The sequence below is a fragment of the Sanguibacter sp. Z6_81 genome, assembly GCF_057180625.1.
The window spans coordinates 321,354-336,794 of record NZ_JBXUFV010000004.1 but is presented as its reverse complement, the minus strand read 5'-3'; the positions used below and the strand labels follow the sequence as shown (position 1 = coordinate 336,794).

The following is a 15,441-nucleotide window of genomic DNA, read 5'->3' as shown; positions in this document are numbered from 1 at the left end:
TGTCCCCTCGTCGATCGGATATCAGGTCAGACGGTAGCGCACGCACGAAGGCCCGGACCGAGAGATGGTCTCGATCCGGGCCCAGCTGCGCTACGCGACGCCGGGGGCGCCGCCAGTGTGGCCTCAGCTGTCGCTGGAGCCTGACTCCGCTGACGACTCCGCCGGAGCGTCGGCCTCGGCGGTCGCCTCCGCGGGCGTCTCCTCGACCGGCGCAGCCTTCGGCGCGCTCTTCTTCGCAGCCTTCTCGGCCTCGCGCACGACAGCCTGCTTCGGGCTCAGCGGCTCCAGCACGAGCTCGATGACCGCCATGGGCGCGTTGTCACCCTTGCGGTTGCCGACCTTCGTGATGCGCGTGTACCCGCCCTTGCGCTCGGCAACCGCGGGCGCGATCTCCGTCACCAGGCGGTGGAGGATCGTGTTCGCGTCACCGGGCTCGTCGGGACGACGAGGGGTCTTGTTGTTGATCGTCTTGGCGATCTGGCGGATCGAGTGCAGGTCACCGCGCTTGGCCTTGCTGATGAGGCGCTCCGCGAACGGCTGCAGACGCTTCGCCTTCGTGGCGGTCGTCGTGATGCGGCCGTGCTCGAAGAGGCTCGCGGCGAGGTTGCCGAGGATCAGGCGCTCGTGTGCCGGGCTACCGCCGAGCCGTGCACCCTTGGTGGGGGTAGGCATTGTTCTTGCTCCTTAGAGGATTGGTCGAGCTGTCCGGTCACCCGGTCGGCCCTGAAGTCAGGTGTACTGCTCGTCTTCCGGGTCTTCACCGTCGTAGTAGTCCGCGGTGGAGGGATCGAAGTCGATCGGCGAGTCCTTGAGGGAGAGGCCGAGCTCCGCGAGCTTGTCCTTGACCTCGTTGATCGACTTCGCGCCGAAGTTGCGGATGTCGAGCAGGTCGGCCTCGCTCCGTGCCACGAGCTCACCCACGGCGTGGATGCCCTCGCGCTTGAGGCAGTTGTACGACCGGATCGTCAGCTGCAGCTCTTCGATCGGCAGCGCCAGGTCGGCGGCGAGAGCGGCGTCCGTCGGGGACGGGCCGATCTCGATGCCCTCAGCCTCGACGTTGAGCTCCCGGGCCAGACCGAACAGCTCGACGAGGGTCTTTCCCGCGGAGGCCAGTGCGTCACGGGGCGCCATGGCCTGCTTCGTCTCGACATCGACGATGAGCTTGTCGAAGTCGGTGCGCTGCTCCACTCGGGTCGCCTCGACGTTGTAGGTGACCTTGAGCACCGGCGAGTAGATCGAGTCGACAGGGACCCGACCGATCTCGGCGTCGTACGACTTGTTCTGCTGCGCCGAGACGTACCCGCGACCGCGCTCGACGGTGAGCTCGATCTCGAGCTTTCCCTTGTCGTTGAGCGTGGCGATGTGCAGGTCCGTGTTGTGGACCTCCACGCCCGCCGGCGGGACGATGTCAGCCGCGGTGACCGCACCCGAGCCCTGCTTGCGCAGGTACATCACGACGGGCTCGTCGTTCTCGGAGGAGACGACGAGGTTCTTGATGTTGAGGATGATCTCGGTGACGTCTTCCTTGACACCGGGCACCGTGGTGAACTCGTGGAGGACACCGTCGATCCGGATCGACGTCACGGCAGCCCCGGGGATGGAGGACAGCAGCGTGCGGCGCAGCGAGTTGCCGAGCGTGTAGCCGAAACCGGGCTCGAGCGGCTCGATGGAGAAGCGGGACCGCGTCTCCGAGATGACCTCTTCGGTCAGGGTGGGGCGCTGTGCGATGAGCACTGGTGGGTTCCTTTCAGCGTGCGTCCGCTATATGACGCACTACGAGCCGGACCCGTGTCACGGGCCCGGCGTGAGGCTGGAATGCTCGGTGACCGGTCACGCCGCGAGGCGTGCCCGGTCACCGCTCGAACAGGATCAGACCCGGCGACGCTTGGGCGGGCGGCACCCGTTGTGCGCCTGCGGGGTGACGTCCTGGATGGAGCCGACCTCCAGGCCAGCGGCCTGGAGCGAGCGGATCGCGGTCTCACGACCGGAGCCGGGACCCTTGACGAAGACGTCGACCTTCTTCATGCCGTGCTCCTGGGCGCGACGCGCGGCCGCCTCCGCTGCGAGCTGCGCAGCGAACGGCGTGGACTTGCGCGAGCCCTTGAAACCGACCTGGCCGGACGAGGCCCAGGAGATCACAGCGCCCGAGGGGTCCGTGATCGACACGATGGTGTTGTTGAACGTGCTCTTGATGTGCGCCTGGCCGATGGCAATGTTCTTCTTGTCTTTGCGGCGAGGCTTGCGTGCGCCCTGGGCGCCGCGAGTCTTGGGAGGCATGTGCTGTTTCTCTCCTGGATTGAGGTCTTCGGGTCGCGCGGGCGGGCGGTGGCGCGCGATGCGTCAGGGCTCCGGCCCGGCGAGCTGCTGCTCGGGCTAGCGGGCCTTCTTCTTGCCGGCCACGGTGCGCTTGGGGCCCTTGCGGGTGCGCGCGTTCGTCTTGGTGCGCTGACCGCGCACAGGAAGCCCGCGGCGGTGACGCAGACCCTCGTAGGAACCGATCTCGACCTTGCGGCGGATGTCGGCAGCGACCTCACGGCGGAGGTCACCCTCGAGCTTGAAGTTGCCTTCCAGGTAGTCACGCAGCGAGACGAGCTCGGCGTCGCCGAGGTCCTTCACGCGCGCGTCCGGGCTGATGCCCGTGGCGGCCAGCGTCTGCTGGGCGCGGGTACGGCCGACGCCGTAGATGTAGGTGAGTGCAACCTCGAGCCGCTTGTCGCGGGGGAGGTCGACACCGATAAGACGTGCCATGTGCCTTCCGGCTCCTGTACTGCCATCGGAGGTCTACCGCACCACCGCTCGCGTCCTGCGAGCCCCGGCCTCCGACCGGGGGTTCACGGACCGACGCCGGCTGGGCCGTGTCGATCCGGTGGTGATGCGCTGGTCGTGCTCACCCCGAGGACGAGGGGGGCACTGGTCGTACTGTCCGAACCGGGACGAGTAGTCCCAGGGCGTCAGCCCTGGCGCTGCTTGTGACGCAGGTTCTCGCAGATGACCATGACGCGACCGTGCCGGCGAATCACCTTGCACTTGTCGCAGATCTTCTTGACGCTGGGGTTGACCTTCATCGTGGTTCCTCCGCCGCCGCATCCCGACGCACGGGGACGACGGTCCCCCGCTCGCTAGGCAGCGTTGTTCGAGTGGTGGTTACTTGTAGCGGTAGACGATCCGGCCACGGGACAAGTCGTACGGGCTCAGCTCAACGACCACCCGGTCCTCAGGGAGGATTCGGATGTAGTGCTGACGCATCTTGCCCGAGATGTGAGCGAGCACCCGGTGGCCGTTGGCAAGCTCCACGCGGAACATCGCGTTCGGCAGTGCCTCGACCACGCTGCCCTCGATCTCGATGACACCGTCCTTCTTCGCCATATCCTCCGCTAACTCTCGTGACGAACTCCTGCCCACGACCACACCGCTCACCCAGCGCGCACGAAGCACGCGTGGCAACGGTCTGACGTGGATTGGCGGTGGCAGCGCGCTAGCACTACACACCCAACGGACCATCCTACGGCATGTCCGAGGGCGCGTAAACCGCCGCTGACGTCGGCCTGACCGCAGCGGCGGCCGGTCAGAGGAGATCGTCAGACGAGGGCGGGGGTGAGGCCGAGGCCGGCGAGCCGGGCAGCGCCACCGTCGGGCTCGGTGAGCACGAGCACGCCGGACTCCAGCAGAGCGACGCTGTGCTCCCAGTGCGCAGCCCGAGAACCATCGCTCGTGACGACCGTCCAGTCGTCCTCGCACACCTGCGTCGAAGGTTCGCCCCGGGTCACCATGGGCTCCACGGCGAGACACATCCCATGCCGCAACCGGGGACCGCGCTCACGCGTCCGGAAGTTGGGAACGTCCGGTGCCTGGTGCATCGACGAGCCGATGCCGTGCCCGACGTACTCCTGCACGATCCCGTACCGGGTCCCGTCGGACTCCCCCGACGCGACGATCGAGCGCTCGATGGCCTCTCCCACGTCGCACACCCGGGAGCTTGTCGCCAGAGCGGCTATTCCCGCCCACATCGCGGCCTCCGTCGCCGCTACGAGGGCCTCGTCGGCAGGCGAGCCCTCGCCGAGCACGAAGGACACCGCCGAGTCGCCGTGCCAGCCGTCCACGACGGCGCCGCAGTCGACCGAGACCAGGTCGCCCGCCTCCAGCGTGCGCGCGCCGGGGATCCCGTGGACCACCTCGTCGTTCACGGAGATGCACACGGTCGCGGGATACCCGTGGTACCCGAAGAACGAGGACGTCGCACCAGCACGCGCGATGGCCGAGGCGGCGACGGCATCGAGCTCCGCGGTCGTGATCCCCGGCTGCGCGGACTCGCGCACGGCGCTGAGCGCCTCGGCGACGACCAGTCCCGCACGTCGCATGACGGCTATCTGCGCGGGGGTCTTGTACTCGATGCGGTCCCGGCCGAACATCCGCTCCCCCGCCCTTCAGCCGATCGCGTGCGCGAGGGTTGCCAGCAGGCGGTCGGTGACCTCGTCGACCTCACCCAGGCCGTCGACCCGGACGAGCGCGTCACGCTGCTCGTACACCGCCGCAATCGGAGCGGTCTGCTCCGTGTACACCGTCAGGCGATGGCGGATGACCTCTTCCGTGTCGTCGTCCCGGCCTTCCAGCGCAGCACGCTTGAGCAGCCGCTCAGCCACCACGTCGGCATCCGCCGTGAGCTCGACCGCCGCGTCGAGCCGGACACCGAGCTCGTCAAGGATCGCGTCCAGCTCTCCGACCTGCGCGACGTTGCGGGGGTACCCGTCGAGGATGAACCCGAGGTCCTCCGGCGCTCCGGAGACCATCGACGCGAGCTTGTCGCGGACCATCGCATTGGTGACCTCGTCCGGGACGAGCTCACCCTTCGCGGTGTACTGCTGGGCCAGCAGCCCCAGCTCCGTCCCGCCCTTGATGTTGCTCCGGAAGATGTCGCCCGTGGAGATCGCCTCGACACCGAGACGTGACGCGAGCCGAGCGGCCTGGGTGCCCTTGCCCGCTCCGGGCGGACCGAGGAGTACGAGCCGTGCGCTCATCGCAAGAACCCTTCGTAGTGGCGCTGCTGGAGCTGCGAGTCGATCTGCTTCACAGTCTCGAGACCGACGCCGACGATGATGAGGATGGAGGTACCGCCGAACGGGATGTTCGTCGAGATGTCCAGCGCGAGGAAGGCGATCGTGGGGATCAGCGCGACCAGCGCGAGGTACACCGAACCGGCGGAGGTGATGCGCGTGATGACGTAGTCGAGGTACTCGGCGGTCGGCCGCCCGGCACGGATACCGGGGACGAAGCCGCCGTACTTCTTCATGTTGTCGGCAACCTCGTCCGGGTTGAACGTGATCGCCGTGTAGAAGAAGCAGAAGAAGAGGATGAGCGCGACGTACAGCGCGATGTGCAGCGGAGCGCCAGTGTTCACGACGTTCGCCTGGACCCAGACCACCCAGCCGGCCTCGGGCGCGGCGAACTGCGCGATGAGGCCGGGTACCGCGAGCAGCGACGACGCGAAGATGACGGGGATGACGCCAGCCATGTTGATCTTGATCGGGATGTACGTGCTGGAACCGCCGTACATCTTGCGACCGACCATGCGCTTCGCATACTGCACGGGGATACGCCGCTGCGACTGCTCGACGAACACCACGAGCACGACGATGAGGAGCGAGATGAGCAGGACCACGATGAACTTCGTGGCGCCGTCGTTGCCGCCGGCGATCGACCAGAGCGCGGGCGGGAAGCTCGCTGCGATGGACGTGAAGATCAGCAGCGACATGCCGTTGCCCACGCCCCGCTCACTGATGAGCTCACCCAGCCACATGATGAGGCCGGACCCGGCGGTCATCGTGATGACGATGAGCAGCGACGCCATGAAGCTGTCGTTCGGGATGACGTCACAGCCCGGCAGCAGCTGTCCGGTCCGTGCCATCGTCACGTAGGTCGTGGCCTGGAGGACCGCGAGAGCGATCGTCAGGTACCGCGTGTACTGCGTGAGCTTCGCGGTCCCGGACTGGCCCTCCTTGTGCAGCGCCTCGAAACGGGGGATGACCACCCGGAGCAGCTGCACGATGATGCTGGCCGTGATGTACGGCATGATCCCGAGCGCGAAGATCGAGAGCTGGAGCAGCGCTCCCCCGCTGAACAGGTTGACGAGACCGAGGATGTCGCTCGTGCCACCCGCAGCGAGACACTGCTGCACGTTCCCGTAGTCGACGCCGGGCGACGGCACGAAGGAACCGACGCGGAACAGCGCCATGATCATGATCGTGAACAGCAGCTTGCGCCGCAGGTCAGGCGTCCGAAACGCCCGAGCGAATGCGCTGAGCATCTATTCCTCCTGGTCCGCCGGTGGCGGGTGTGTGATCACCGGCGAGCCGGCGGGTGAGAAGGCGCCGGTCCGCCGGCACCCCACGAACCTTATCCGCTGTGGCGTGGTGCACGGGAATCAGTTCACCTCGAGCTCTCGAGCTGTTGAGCTCTGGACAAAGAAGCAGGGCCGGTTGCGCTGCGCGCGACCGGCCCTGCTGTGTGTCTCAGTCCTCCGAGACGGAACCACCAGCGGCAAGGATCTTGTCCTTGGCGGAACCCGAGAGGGCATCCACCGAGACCGCAAGCTTCACGGTCACCTCACCGGTCCCGAGAACCTTGACGAGCTGGCCCTTGCGGACCGCGCCCTTCGCCACGAGGTCCTCGACGGTGACGGAGCCACCCTCGGGGTACAGCGCGGAGAGCTTGTCGAGGTTGACGACCTGGTACTCGGTCCTGAACGGGTTCTTGAAGCCACGGAGCTTCGGAAGCCGCATGTGCAGCGGCATCTGGCCACCCTCGAAGCCGGGGCGGACCTGGTAACGAGACTTCGTTCCCTTGGTTCCGCGACCCGCAGTCTTGCCCTTCGAGCCCTGGCCGCGACCGACGCGCGTCTTGGCCGTCTTCGCGCCCGGGGCGGGACGCAGGTGGTGAACCTTGAGGGTGCCACCAGCGCCCAGAGGAGCGACGTCCGCGGCAGCGGCCTTGGGGGCCGCCTTCTCGGTCGTCGCAGCCTTCGTCGTCGCAGCCTTCTTCGGGGCTGCCTTCTTCTTCACAGGAGCGTCTGCGGCCTCGACCGCAGCGTCCTTCTTCGACTTCTCAGCCATGGTTACTCGACCTCCTCGACGGCGACGAGGTGCGCCACCGTCGCGACCATCCCGCGGATCTCAGGGCGGTCTTCCTTCACGGCGGTGTCGCCGATCCGCTTGAGGCCCAGCGTGCGCAGGGTGTCGCGTTGATTCTGCTTGCCGCCGATGGCGGACTTGAGCTGGGTCACCTTGAGACGGGCCATCATGCACCTACCCCAGCTGCCGCAGCCTTGCCGGCCGCCTGTGCCCGGAGCATCGCGTGGGGCGCGACGTCCTCGAGCGGCAGGCCACGACGAGCAGCAACAGCCTCCGGGAGCTCGAGGCCCCGGAGCGCCGCGACCGTCGCGTGGACGATGTTGATCGCGTTGGAGGAACCGAGCGACTTCGACAGCACGTCGTGGATACCGGCGCACTCGAGCACTGCACGGACCGGACCGCCGGCGATCACACCGGTACCCGGAGCGGCGGGGCGCAGGAACACCACGCCTGCCGCTGCCTCACCCGTGATGGGGTGCGGCACCGTGCCCTGGATGCGAGGAACCTTGAAGAAGTTCTTCTTCGCTTCCTCGACGCCCTTGGCGATCGCCGCGGGCACCTCCTTGGCCTTGCCGTAGCCGACGCCGACGGTTCCGTCGCCATCGCCCACCACGACGAGCGCGGTGAAGCTGAAGCGACGACCACCCTTGACGACCTTGGCGACCCGGTTGATGGTGACGACGCGCTCGACGAAAGCGCTCTTCTCGGCGGCGTCACCGCGGCGACCGTCGCCACGACCGCCACCGCGGCGGTCGTTGTTGCGGCGATCGTTGTTCTCAGTGGTGGCGCCGCCCGTGGGGGCGCCGGTGGTGCTGCGCTGCCCTGCAGCCATCAGAGAGTCCTTTGCTTCGATGCGGAGGTGGTTCGCGTCATCACAGGGCCAGACCGCCTTCGCGGGCCCCGTCGGCGACTGCTGCCACCCGGCCGTGGTACTTGTTGCCGCCGCGGTCGAAGACGACCGCTTCGATGCCAAGTGCCTTCGCGCGTTCGGCGACGAGCTCGCCGACCCGACGAGCCTTGGCGCTCTTGTCCCCCTCGGCGGCCCGGAGGTCCGCCTCCATGGTGGATGCGTAGGCGACGGTCTTGCCGACGGTGTCGTCGACGACCTGCGCCGTGATGTGGCGAGCGGAACGCGTAACCACCAGGCGCGGCCGGAGAGCCGTGCCTGAGACCTTCTTGCGCAGGCGGAGGTGGCGGCGCTGACGCGCGACAGCCTTGCCCTTGCCCATGATCTTGAGAGCCATGGTTACTTACCAGCCTTTCCGGCCTTGCGGCGGACAACTTCGCCGGCGTAGCGCACACCCTTGCCCTTGTAGGGCTCCGGCTTGCGGATCTTGCGGATGTTCGCAGCGACCTCGCCCACCTGCTGCTTGCTGATGCCGCTGACCGAGAACTTGGTCGGGGCCTCGACAGCGAAGGCGATGCCCTCGGGGGGCGTGATGACGACGGGGTGGCTGAAACCGAGCGCGAACTCCAGGTCGGAGCCCTTCGCGGTGACGCGGTAACCCGTGCCGACGATCTCAAGCTTCTTCTCGTAGCCCTCGGTGACACCGGTGATGATGTTCGCCAGGAGGGTGCGAGTCAGGCCGTGCAACGAACGCGATGCACGCTCGTCGTCCGGACGGGCAACCACAAGGGAGCCGTCCTCGCTACGCGTGACCTCGATGGGGGCAGGCACGACGTGCTCGATCGAACCCTTGGGGCCCTTGATCGTCACGAGTGCGCCGCTGATGGTGACGTCCACTCCGGAAGGAACCGGGACGGGGACTTTGCCGATACGGGACATGGCTATCTCCTCTCCGTCTCTCGATTACCAGACGTAGGCGAGGACTTCCCCACCCACGCCCTTCTTTGCGGCCTGACGGTCGGTGAGGAGGCCGGACGACGTGGACAGGATCGCCACGCCGAGGCCACCGAGCACCTTGGGCAGGTTGGTGGACTTCGCGTACACGCGCAGACCGGGCTTGGACACCCGTCGCACGCCCGCGAGCGAACGCTCGCGGTTAGGTCCGAACTTCAGCTCGATGGTGAGGTACTTGCCCACGGGCGCGTCCTCGACCTTCCAGCCGGTGATGTATCCCTCGGCCTGCAGAATCTCAGCAATGTGCGACTTCAGCTTCGAGAACGGCATGGTGACCGTGTCGTGGTAAGCCGAGTTCGCGTTACGCAGACGCGTAAGCATGTCTGCGATCGGGTCGGTCATTGTCATTTGGGCTTCAGCCCTTCCTCGCCGGGGTATCCAGCACGCACCGCTCGGGCGCGCCCTGGACCTGCGACGTAGTTGTTACCAGCTGCTCTTCGTGACGCCGGGAAGCTCACCGCGGTGCGCCATCTCGCGCACGCAGATACGGCAGAGTCCGAACTTGCGGTAGACAGAGTGCGGGCGACCGCACTTCTGGCACCGGGTGTAGGCGCGCACCGCGAACTTGGGCTTCGCGGCGGCCTTGTTGACCAGGGCCTTCTTCGCCATGTCAGTTCTCCTTGAAGGGGAAGCCGAGACGCTTGAGAAGCGAACGGCCCTCGGCGTCTGTGGTTGCGGTCGTCACTACCGTGATGTCCATTCCGCGCACGCGGTCGATCTTGTCGGGATCGATCTCGTGGAACATCGCCTGCTCGGTGAGACCGAACGTGTAGTTGCCGTGCCCGTCGAACTGCTTGGGCGAGAGCCCACGGAAGTCACGGATACGCGGGAGGGCGATCGACAGGAGCCTGTCAGCGAACTCCCACATGCGGTCGCCGCGGAGCGTGACGTGCGCGCCGATCGGCATCCCTTCACGCAGCTTGAACTGTGCGATGGACTTGCGTGCCTTGGTGACCTGGGGCTTCTGACCCGTGATCGCCGTGAGGTCGCGGATGGCGCCCTCGATCAGCTTCGAGTCCTTCGCTGCGTCACCGACACCCATGTTGACCACGATCTTGGTCAGGCCAGCAACCTGGTTGACGTTGGCGTGGCCGAACTCCTCGCGGAGCCCGGGAAGAATCTCCTCGGCGTAGCGCGCCTTGAGGCGCGGCTGAGCCTTTGCGTACGTCTCGGTGCTCATCAGATGTCCTTCTCGGTGTCGCCGTGACCACGGGTCACGCGAACGCGCACCGTGCGGGTACGACCGTCGCGCTCAACCTGCTCGGTGCGCGCACCGAGCCGCTTGCCACGCTTGGCCTCAGCGTCGTAGAACTGCACGTTGCTGATGTGGATCGGGGCCTCGACGGTCTCGATCCCACCCGTGCGGGTCCCACGCTGGCTCTGGCCGACCTTGACGTGCTTGGTCACACGCTGGACGCCCTCGACGATGACGCGGTCGGAGTCCGTGAGGACCTCGAGGACGCGCCCGGTCTTGCCCTTGTCGCGGCCGGCGATCACGATCACCGTGTCGCCCTTCTTGATCTTCGCCATGGTCAGAGCACCTCCATCGCCAGCGAGATGATCTTCATGAACTTCTTGTCGCGCAGCTCGCGGCCCACCGGGCCGAAGATGCGGGTTCCGCGGGGCTCACCGTCGTTCTTGAGGATGACGGCAGCGTTCTCGTCGAACTTGATGTAGGAACCGTCGGGACGGCGGCGCTCCTTGGCGGTCCGGACGATGACGGCCTTGACCACATCGCCCTTCTTGACGTTGCCGCCGGGGATGGCGTCCTTGACGGTGGCGACAATGGTGTCACCGATACCGGCGTAGCGACGGCCCGAGCCCCCGAGAACGCGGATGCAAAGGATCTCCTTGGCGCCCGTGTTGTCGGCGACACGTAGTCGCGACTCCTGCTGGATCATGTAATGAACTCCTGTCGTCGAGCTGGTTCTCGCACGGTGCGAGCCTTGCCGAACGGATAACTGTCAAGCACTGCAGTAAGACCGGGCGCTGCCCGGGGACGGGTCCGGCGGTGCCGGACCCGTCCCCCGAGCAGCAGAGGACTACTTGGCCTTCTCGAGAATCTCCACCAGGCGCCACCGCTTGGTCGCGGACAGCGGGCGGGTCTCCATGATGAGGACGAGGTCGCCGACACCAGCAGAGTTCTGCTCGTCGTGCGCCTTGACCTTGCTGGTGCGCCGGATCACCTTACCGTAGAGCGGGTGCTTGACCCGGTCTTCGACCTCGATGACGACGGTCTTGTCCATCTTGTCACTCACCACGTAGCCGCGCCGCGTCTTGCGGTTCGGCCGGGCGGCGGCGACTTCCTGCTCTGAAGCTGCTGCTCCAGTCACGTTCTCGCTCATGTCAGCCTCACTCACTCACGCTCGGTGCGGTACGGATGCCGAGCTCGCGCTCGCGCAGGATCGTGTAGATCCGCGCGATGTCGCGACGAACAGCCTTGAGTCGCCCGTGGCTCTCCAGCTGGCCGGTGGCCGACTGGAAACGGAGGTTGAAGAGCTCCTTCTTGGCCTTCTCGAGCTCGGCAACGATCTGGTCGTTGTCGAGACCGTCCAGCTCACTGGGAGCCAGGTCCTTGCTACCGATAGCCATCAGTTGCCACCACCCTCGCGCACCACGAAACGGCACTTCATCGGGAGCTTGTGGATCGCGCGCCGCATGGCCTCACGGGCCAGGGGCTCGTCGACGCCGGCGAGCTCGAAGACGATCCGCCCCGGCTTGACGTTCGCGATCCACCACTCGGGGGAACCCTTACCTGAACCCATTCGGGTCTCCGCCGGCTTCTTGGTCAGCGGACGGTCGGGGTAGATGTTGATCCAGACCTTGCCACCACGCTTGATGTGGCGGGTCATGGCGATACGAGCAGCCTCGATCTGACGGTTCGTCACGTAGGCGGGCTCGAGAGCCTGGATGCCGTACTCGCCGAACGCGATCGTGGTCCCACCCGTCGCGGCGCCGGAGCGCCCGGGGTGGTGCTGCTTGCGGTGCTTGAGCCTGCGCGGGATAAGCATCGCTCAGGCCTCCGTTCCGGTTTCGGCGGCGGGCGCAGCGTCCTGTCCAACAGGAGCCTGACCTGCCTGGGCGGGCGTCTCGGCTGCGGCCGGACGCTCGGTGCGGGGCGGACGACCGCCACGAGCCGGACGCTCGCCGCGGGGGCCACCACGCGGGGCGCGGGGCGCCTGCGTCGCCTGCTGTGCAGCGAACTCCTTCTCGGTCATGTCGCCCTTGTAGATCCACACCTTGACGCCGATACGACCGAACGTGGTGCGGGCCTCGAAGAACCCGTAGTCGATGTTCGCGCGGAGCGTGTGCAGCGGCACACGGCCCTCGCGGTAGAACTCGCTACGGCTCATCTCAGCGCCGCCGAGACGACCGGAGCACTGGACACGGATGCCCTTCGCGCCGGCACGCTGGGCAGACTGCATGCCCTTGCGCATCGCCCGTCGGAACGAGACACGGCTCGCGAGCTGCTCCGCGATCCCCTGGGCCACGAGCTGGGAGTCGATCTCAGCGTTCTTGACCTCGAGGATGTTGAGCTGGACCTGCTTGCCGGTGAGCTTCTCGAGCTCGCCGCGGATACGGTCGGCCTCAGCGCCTCGACGGCCGATCACGATGCCCGGACGGGCCGTGTGGATGTCGACGCGGACGCGGTCACGGGTGCGCTCGATCTCGACCTTCGAGATTCCTGCGCGCTCGAGACCGGTCGCCATGAGCTTGCGGATCTGGACGTCCTCGCGGACGTAGTCGCGGTAGCGCTGGCCGACCTTCGTGCTGTCGGCGAACCATCGCGAGCGGTGGTCGGTGGTGATCCCGAGACGGTACCCGTGCGGGTGAACCTTCTGTCCCACTATCGGGCCCTTCCCTTCGTGTCTTCGCGCGGAGCGACAACCACGGTGATGTGGCTGGTCCGCTTGAGGATCTGGCTGGCACGCCCCTGTGCACGCGGGCGGAACCGCTTGAGGGTAGGTCCCTCGTCGACGAACGCAGCGGAGACGAAGAGCTGCTGCTCGTCGAACGCCTCGCTCGCCCGGTCTGCCTTGACCCGAGCGTTCGCGATCGCGCTCTGCACGACCTTGAGGATCGGGTCGCTCGCGGCCTGCGGTGCGAACTTCAGCACCGCGACAGCCTCAGCGGCCTGCTTGCCACGGATGAGATCCACGACGCGCCGGGCCTTCTGGGGCGTGACGCGGACGAACCGCGCCTGCGCCTTGGCTTCCATTGCTGTCCTGCCTTCTTGTTTCGTCATGACCGTGAGGTCGTCGCAACTGACCCGGGGGTCAGCGGCGACGGCCCTTCTTGTCGTCCTTCACGTGGCCACGGAACGTCCGCGTCGGAGCGAACTCGCCGAGCTTGTGCCCGACCATCGACTCGGTGACGAAGACAGGCGTGTGCTTGCGACCGTCGTGCACGGCAAAGGTGTGACCAAGGAAATCGGGCGTGATGAGCGACCGACGGGACCAGGTCTTGATTACGTTCTTGGTCCCCTTCTCGTTCTGTACGTCCACCTTCTTCTGGAGGTGTCCGTCGACGAAGGGGCCCTTCTTCAGGCTGCGTGGCATCAGTCAGGCTCCTATCAACGCTTCTTGTTCTTGCCGGAACGACGGCGACGCACGATGAGCTTGTCGCTCGCCTTGTTGGGACGACGCGTGCGCCCCTCGGCCTGGCCCCAGGGGCTGACCGGGTGACGTCCACCGGACGTCTTGCCCTCTCCACCACCGTGCGGGTGGTCGATCGGGTTCATGGCGACACCACGGACGGTCGGGCGCTTGCCCTTCCAGCGCATGCGGCCGGCCTTGCCCCAGTTGATGTTCGACTGCTCGGCGTTGCCGACCTCGCCGACGGTGGCCCGGCAGCGGAGGTCCACGTTGCGGATCTCACCGGACGGCATACGCAGCTGGGCGTAGGGGCCGTCCTTCGCGACGAGCTGCACCGAGGCACCCGCGGAACGGGCGATCTTCGCGCCGCCGCCGGGCTTGAGCTCGATGGCGTGGATGACCGTACCGGTCGGGATGTTGCGGAGCGGCAGGTTGTTGCCCGGCTTGATGTCCGCGCCGGCGCCGTTCTCGATCATGTCGCCCTGACGCAGCTTGTTCGGGGCGATGATGTAGCGCTTCTCGCCGTCTGCGTAGTGCAGGAGCGCGATGCGGGCGGTCCGGTTGGGGTCGTACTCGATGTGAGCGACCTTCGCGGGCACGCCGTCCTTGTCGTGGCGACGGAAGTCGATGACGCGGTAGGCACGCTTGTGGCCACCACCCTTGTGGCGGGTGGTGATGCGTCCGGAACTGTTGCGTCCACCGGTCTTCGACAGGGGCCGAACCAGCGACTTCTCCGGCTCCGAGCGCGTGATCTCGACGAAGTCGGCAACGCTGGAGCCGCGGCGTCCGGGCGTAGTCGGCTTGTACTTACGGATTCCCATGGGGATCTATCCTCAATCTGCTCTCGGCCGGCTCAGCCGACGGGGCCACCGAACATGTCAATCGATCCCTCGTGGAGGGAGACGATTGCACGCTTGGTGTCCTTACGCTTGCCGGTACCGAAACGGGTCCGCCGGGACTTGCCCTTGCGGTTGATCGTGTTGACCGAGTCAACCTTCACGTCGAAAATCTTCTCGACCGCGATCTTGATCTCTGTCTTGTTCGCTCGCGGGTCGACGAGGAAGGTGTACTTCCCCTCGTCGAGCAGCCCGTAGCTCTTCTCCGACAGGACCGGCGCGATCACGATGTCGCGGGGGTCCTTCTGGACTGTGGTCGTCACTTCGCGTCCTCCTTGGCCAACTCTGCCGACTCGGACTCGGTCGCGACGGCCTTGACCGAACCACCCTTGGCGGGACCCGCCAGGAAGGAGTTCAGCGCGCCCTGCGTGAAGACGACGTCGTCCGAGATGAGCACGTCGTACGTGTTGAGCTGGTCAGCGACCAGGAGGTGCACCTGCTCGGCGTTCTGCAGCGACCGCACGGTCACGTCGTCGCCGCGCTCGAGCACCACGAGCACGTTCTTGCGCGGCGCGAGGTTGGCGAGCGAGGCGAGCGCCTGCTTGGTCGACGGGACTCCGTCGATACCGAAGCCGGTGACCACGTGGACGCGGCCGTTGCGAGCCCGGTCGGACAGAGCGCCGCGGAGAGCCGCGACCTTCATCTTCTTGGGAGTCCGCTGCGAGTAGTCGCGGGGCGTCGGTCCGTGGACCACTCCACCACCCGTGAACTGCGGAGCACGGGTCGAACCCTGACGGGCGCGGCCGGTCCCCTTCTGCTTGTGCGGCTTGCGTCCACCACCGCGGACCTCGCCGCGGTTCTTGGTGCTGTGCGTGCCCTGACGGGCTGCAGCAAGCTGCGCGACAACGACCTGGTGGATGAGCGGGATGTTCGTCTGGACGTCGAACACCTCGGCGGGAAGCTCGGCAGTGCCGGCCTTCGCACCGGTGGCGTCGATGACGTCGACGGTCAGCGTTTCAGACATG

Annotated in this window: 28 protein-coding genes; all 28 read right to left on the bottom strand. The window is 66.8% G+C overall.

Features of this window, described 5'->3' with window-relative positions; translation table 11 throughout:
- Nucleotides 1–123 precede the first annotated feature (123 nt).
- Nucleotides 124–672 (bottom strand): 50S ribosomal protein L17, encoded by a 549-nt coding sequence (gene rplQ / locus AC2AXK_RS12565; RefSeq protein ID WP_484345709.1) that lies wholly within the window; start codon nt 670–672, stop codon nt 124–126.
- Nucleotides 673–729: 57 nt separating this feature from the next.
- Nucleotides 730–1,734, bottom strand: a complete 1,005-nt coding sequence (locus tag AC2AXK_RS12560) for a DNA-directed RNA polymerase subunit alpha (RefSeq protein ID WP_484345708.1) — start codon at nt 1,732–1,734, stop codon at nt 730–732.
- A gap of 135 nt (nt 1,735–1,869) precedes the next feature.
- On the bottom strand, nt 1,870–2,277 hold the full coding sequence (gene rpsK / locus AC2AXK_RS12555) for a 30S ribosomal protein S11 (RefSeq protein ID WP_484345707.1): 408 nt from the start codon (nt 2,275–2,277) through the stop codon (nt 1,870–1,872).
- Nucleotides 2,278–2,373: 96 nt separating this feature from the next.
- Complete coding sequence (gene rpsM / locus AC2AXK_RS12550; RefSeq protein ID WP_484345706.1) at nt 2,374–2,748, bottom strand: 30S ribosomal protein S13; 375 nt, start codon at nt 2,746–2,748, stop codon at nt 2,374–2,376.
- Between the two features lie 203 nt (nt 2,749–2,951).
- Nucleotides 2,952–3,065, bottom strand: coding sequence for a 50S ribosomal protein L36 (gene rpmJ / locus AC2AXK_RS12545; RefSeq protein WP_018682809.1), 114 nt, complete (start codon nt 3,063–3,065; stop codon nt 2,952–2,954).
- A gap of 79 nt (nt 3,066–3,144) precedes the next feature.
- Nucleotides 3,145–3,366, bottom strand: a complete 222-nt coding sequence (gene infA / locus AC2AXK_RS12540) for a translation initiation factor IF-1 (protein WP_024286981.1) — start codon at nt 3,364–3,366, stop codon at nt 3,145–3,147.
- 212 nt (nt 3,367–3,578) lie between these two features.
- Entirely contained in the window at nt 3,579–4,409 is an 831-nt protein-coding gene (map, locus tag AC2AXK_RS12535) for a type I methionyl aminopeptidase (protein ID WP_484345705.1), read from the bottom strand.
- A gap of 15 nt (nt 4,410–4,424) precedes the next feature.
- On the bottom strand, nt 4,425–5,015 hold the full coding sequence (locus AC2AXK_RS12530; protein ID WP_484345704.1) for an adenylate kinase: 591 nt from the start codon (nt 5,013–5,015) through the stop codon (nt 4,425–4,427).
- Complete coding sequence (gene secY, locus AC2AXK_RS12525) at nt 5,012–6,301, bottom strand: preprotein translocase subunit SecY (protein WP_484345703.1); 1,290 nt, start codon at nt 6,299–6,301, stop codon at nt 5,012–5,014. The genes AC2AXK_RS12530 and secY overlap by 4 nt, the downstream gene beginning before the upstream one ends.
- A 205-nt stretch (nt 6,302–6,506) precedes the next feature.
- Nucleotides 6,507–7,106, bottom strand: coding sequence for a 50S ribosomal protein L15 (gene rplO / locus AC2AXK_RS12520; protein WP_484345702.1), 600 nt, complete (start codon nt 7,104–7,106; stop codon nt 6,507–6,509).
- A gap of 2 nt (nt 7,107–7,108) precedes the next feature.
- Nucleotides 7,109–7,291, bottom strand: a complete 183-nt coding sequence (rpmD, locus tag AC2AXK_RS12515; RefSeq protein ID WP_348592434.1) for a 50S ribosomal protein L30 — start codon at nt 7,289–7,291, stop codon at nt 7,109–7,111.
- Nucleotides 7,291–7,956, bottom strand: a complete 666-nt coding sequence (gene rpsE, locus AC2AXK_RS12510; RefSeq protein ID WP_484345701.1) for a 30S ribosomal protein S5 — start codon at nt 7,954–7,956, stop codon at nt 7,291–7,293. Before rpsE ends, rpmD begins: the two co-directional genes overlap by 1 nt.
- 40 nt (nt 7,957–7,996) lie before the next feature.
- Nucleotides 7,997–8,368: a 50S ribosomal protein L18 gene (gene rplR, locus AC2AXK_RS12505; protein WP_484345700.1), complete on the bottom strand. Its 372-nt coding sequence runs from the start codon at nt 8,366–8,368 to the stop codon at nt 7,997–7,999.
- Between the two features lie 2 nt (nt 8,369–8,370).
- Nucleotides 8,371–8,910 carry a 50S ribosomal protein L6 gene (gene rplF, locus AC2AXK_RS12500; protein WP_484345699.1) on the bottom strand — a complete coding sequence of 180 codons (540 nt, stop codon included), beginning with the start codon at nt 8,908–8,910 and terminating at the stop codon, nt 8,371–8,373.
- Between the two features lie 24 nt (nt 8,911–8,934).
- Nucleotides 8,935–9,333, bottom strand: a complete 399-nt coding sequence (gene rpsH, locus AC2AXK_RS12495) for a 30S ribosomal protein S8 (protein ID WP_484345698.1) — start codon at nt 9,331–9,333, stop codon at nt 8,935–8,937.
- A gap of 75 nt (nt 9,334–9,408) precedes the next feature.
- A complete protein-coding gene (locus tag AC2AXK_RS12490) occupies nt 9,409–9,594 on the bottom strand; it encodes a type Z 30S ribosomal protein S14 (protein ID WP_012867931.1) in 186 nt (61 codons plus the stop codon).
- A gap of 1 nt (nt 9,595) precedes the next feature.
- Nucleotides 9,596–10,165 (bottom strand): 50S ribosomal protein L5, encoded by a 570-nt coding sequence (gene rplE, locus AC2AXK_RS12485; RefSeq protein WP_484345697.1) that lies wholly within the window; start codon nt 10,163–10,165, stop codon nt 9,596–9,598.
- The gene (gene rplX / locus AC2AXK_RS12480; RefSeq protein ID WP_484345696.1) at nt 10,165–10,515 is read right to left on the bottom strand and encodes a 50S ribosomal protein L24; all 351 of its coding nucleotides are present in this window, start codon (nt 10,513–10,515) and stop codon (nt 10,165–10,167) included. Before rplX ends, rplE begins: the two co-directional genes overlap by 1 nt.
- Before the next feature lie 2 nt (nt 10,516–10,517).
- Nucleotides 10,518–10,886 carry a 50S ribosomal protein L14 gene (gene rplN / locus AC2AXK_RS12475; protein ID WP_198732596.1) on the bottom strand — a complete coding sequence of 123 codons (369 nt, stop codon included), beginning with the start codon at nt 10,884–10,886 and terminating at the stop codon, nt 10,518–10,520.
- A gap of 141 nt (nt 10,887–11,027) precedes the next feature.
- Entirely contained in the window at nt 11,028–11,330 is a 303-nt protein-coding gene (gene rpsQ / locus AC2AXK_RS12470; protein ID WP_484345695.1) for a 30S ribosomal protein S17, read from the bottom strand.
- Between the two features lie 7 nt (nt 11,331–11,337).
- Nucleotides 11,338–11,577 carry a 50S ribosomal protein L29 gene (gene rpmC / locus AC2AXK_RS12465; RefSeq protein WP_484345694.1) on the bottom strand — a complete coding sequence of 80 codons (240 nt, stop codon included), beginning with the start codon at nt 11,575–11,577 and terminating at the stop codon, nt 11,338–11,340.
- The gene (rplP, locus tag AC2AXK_RS12460; RefSeq protein WP_484345693.1) at nt 11,577–11,996 is read right to left on the bottom strand and encodes a 50S ribosomal protein L16; all 420 of its coding nucleotides are present in this window, start codon (nt 11,994–11,996) and stop codon (nt 11,577–11,579) included. The genes rpmC and rplP overlap by 1 nt, the downstream gene beginning before the upstream one ends.
- Nucleotides 11,997–11,999: 3 nt before the next feature.
- Nucleotides 12,000–12,833, bottom strand: coding sequence for a 30S ribosomal protein S3 (gene rpsC, locus AC2AXK_RS12455; RefSeq protein ID WP_484345692.1), 834 nt, complete (start codon nt 12,831–12,833; stop codon nt 12,000–12,002).
- Nucleotides 12,833–13,204, bottom strand: coding sequence for a 50S ribosomal protein L22 (rplV, locus tag AC2AXK_RS12450; protein ID WP_484345691.1), 372 nt, complete (start codon nt 13,202–13,204; stop codon nt 12,833–12,835). Before rplV ends, rpsC begins: the two co-directional genes overlap by 1 nt.
- Nucleotides 13,205–13,262: 58 nt before the next feature.
- Nucleotides 13,263–13,544, bottom strand: coding sequence for a 30S ribosomal protein S19 (gene rpsS, locus AC2AXK_RS12445; RefSeq protein WP_484345690.1), 282 nt, complete (start codon nt 13,542–13,544; stop codon nt 13,263–13,265).
- A 14-nt stretch (nt 13,545–13,558) separates the two neighbouring features.
- Nucleotides 13,559–14,401, bottom strand: a complete 843-nt coding sequence (gene rplB, locus AC2AXK_RS12440) for a 50S ribosomal protein L2 (RefSeq protein WP_484345689.1) — start codon at nt 14,399–14,401, stop codon at nt 13,559–13,561.
- A gap of 32 nt (nt 14,402–14,433) precedes the next feature.
- Entirely contained in the window at nt 14,434–14,739 is a 306-nt protein-coding gene (rplW, locus tag AC2AXK_RS12435) for a 50S ribosomal protein L23 (RefSeq protein ID WP_484345688.1), read from the bottom strand.
- Nucleotides 14,736–15,440, bottom strand: coding sequence for a 50S ribosomal protein L4 (rplD, locus tag AC2AXK_RS12430; protein ID WP_484345687.1), 705 nt, complete (start codon nt 15,438–15,440; stop codon nt 14,736–14,738). Before rplD ends, rplW begins: the two co-directional genes overlap by 4 nt.
- Nucleotide 15,441 lies beyond the last annotated feature (1 nt).

Excerpts from the sequence above, each read along its gene's own strand:
- rplQ (WP_484345709.1), bottom strand. The coding sequence starts at position 672 with ATGCCTACCCCCACCAAGGGTGCACGGCTCGGCGGTAGCCCGGCACAC.
- rpsK (WP_484345707.1), bottom strand. The coding sequence starts at position 2,277 with ATGCCTCCCAAGACTCGCGGCGCCCAGGGCGCACGCAAGCCTCGCCGC.
- rpsM (WP_484345706.1), bottom strand. The coding sequence starts at position 2,748 with ATGGCACGTCTTATCGGTGTCGACCTCCCCCGCGACAAGCGGCTCGAG.
- rpmJ (WP_018682809.1), bottom strand. The coding sequence starts at position 3,065 with ATGAAGGTCAACCCCAGCGTCAAGAAGATCTGCGACAAGTGCAAGGTG.
- infA (WP_024286981.1), bottom strand. The coding sequence starts at position 3,366 with ATGGCGAAGAAGGACGGTGTCATCGAGATCGAGGGCAGCGTGGTCGAG.
- map (WP_484345705.1), bottom strand. The coding sequence starts at position 4,409 with ATGTTCGGCCGGGACCGCATCGAGTACAAGACCCCCGCGCAGATAGCC.
- AC2AXK_RS12530 (WP_484345704.1), bottom strand. The coding sequence starts at position 5,015 with ATGAGCGCACGGCTCGTACTCCTCGGTCCGCCCGGAGCGGGCAAGGGC.
- secY (WP_484345703.1), bottom strand. The coding sequence starts at position 6,301 with ATGCTCAGCGCATTCGCTCGGGCGTTTCGGACGCCTGACCTGCGGCGC.
- rplO (WP_484345702.1), bottom strand. The coding sequence starts at position 7,106 with ATGGCTGAGAAGTCGAAGAAGGACGCTGCGGTCGAGGCCGCAGACGCT.
- rpmD (WP_348592434.1), bottom strand. The coding sequence starts at position 7,291 with ATGGCCCGTCTCAAGGTGACCCAGCTCAAGTCCGCCATCGGCGGCAAG.
- rpsE (WP_484345701.1), bottom strand. The coding sequence starts at position 7,956 with ATGGCTGCAGGGCAGCGCAGCACCACCGGCGCCCCCACGGGCGGCGCC.
- rplR (WP_484345700.1), bottom strand. The coding sequence starts at position 8,368 with ATGGCTCTCAAGATCATGGGCAAGGGCAAGGCTGTCGCGCGTCAGCGC.
- rplF (WP_484345699.1), bottom strand. The coding sequence starts at position 8,910 with ATGTCCCGTATCGGCAAAGTCCCCGTCCCGGTTCCTTCCGGAGTGGAC.
- rpsH (WP_484345698.1), bottom strand. The coding sequence starts at position 9,333 with ATGACAATGACCGACCCGATCGCAGACATGCTTACGCGTCTGCGTAAC.
- AC2AXK_RS12490 (WP_012867931.1), bottom strand. The coding sequence starts at position 9,594 with ATGGCGAAGAAGGCCCTGGTCAACAAGGCCGCCGCGAAGCCCAAGTTC.
- rplE (WP_484345697.1), bottom strand. The coding sequence starts at position 10,165 with ATGAGCACCGAGACGTACGCAAAGGCTCAGCCGCGCCTCAAGGCGCGC.
- rplX (WP_484345696.1), bottom strand. The coding sequence starts at position 10,515 with ATGGCGAAGATCAAGAAGGGCGACACGGTGATCGTGATCGCCGGCCGC.
- rplN (WP_198732596.1), bottom strand. The coding sequence starts at position 10,886 with ATGATCCAGCAGGAGTCGCGACTACGTGTCGCCGACAACACGGGCGCC.
- rpsQ (WP_484345695.1), bottom strand. The coding sequence starts at position 11,330 with ATGAGCGAGAACGTGACTGGAGCAGCAGCTTCAGAGCAGGAAGTCGCC.
- rpmC (WP_484345694.1), bottom strand. The coding sequence starts at position 11,577 with ATGGCTATCGGTAGCAAGGACCTGGCTCCCAGTGAGCTGGACGGTCTC.
- rplP (WP_484345693.1), bottom strand. The coding sequence starts at position 11,996 with ATGCTTATCCCGCGCAGGCTCAAGCACCGCAAGCAGCACCACCCCGGG.
- rplV (WP_484345691.1), bottom strand. The coding sequence starts at position 13,204 with ATGGAAGCCAAGGCGCAGGCGCGGTTCGTCCGCGTCACGCCCCAGAAG.
- rpsS (WP_484345690.1), bottom strand. The coding sequence starts at position 13,544 with ATGCCACGCAGCCTGAAGAAGGGCCCCTTCGTCGACGGACACCTCCAG.
- rplB (WP_484345689.1), bottom strand. The coding sequence starts at position 14,401 with ATGGGAATCCGTAAGTACAAGCCGACTACGCCCGGACGCCGCGGCTCC.
- rplD (WP_484345687.1), bottom strand. The coding sequence starts at position 15,440 with ATGTCTGAAACGCTGACCGTCGACGTCATCGACGCCACCGGTGCGAAG.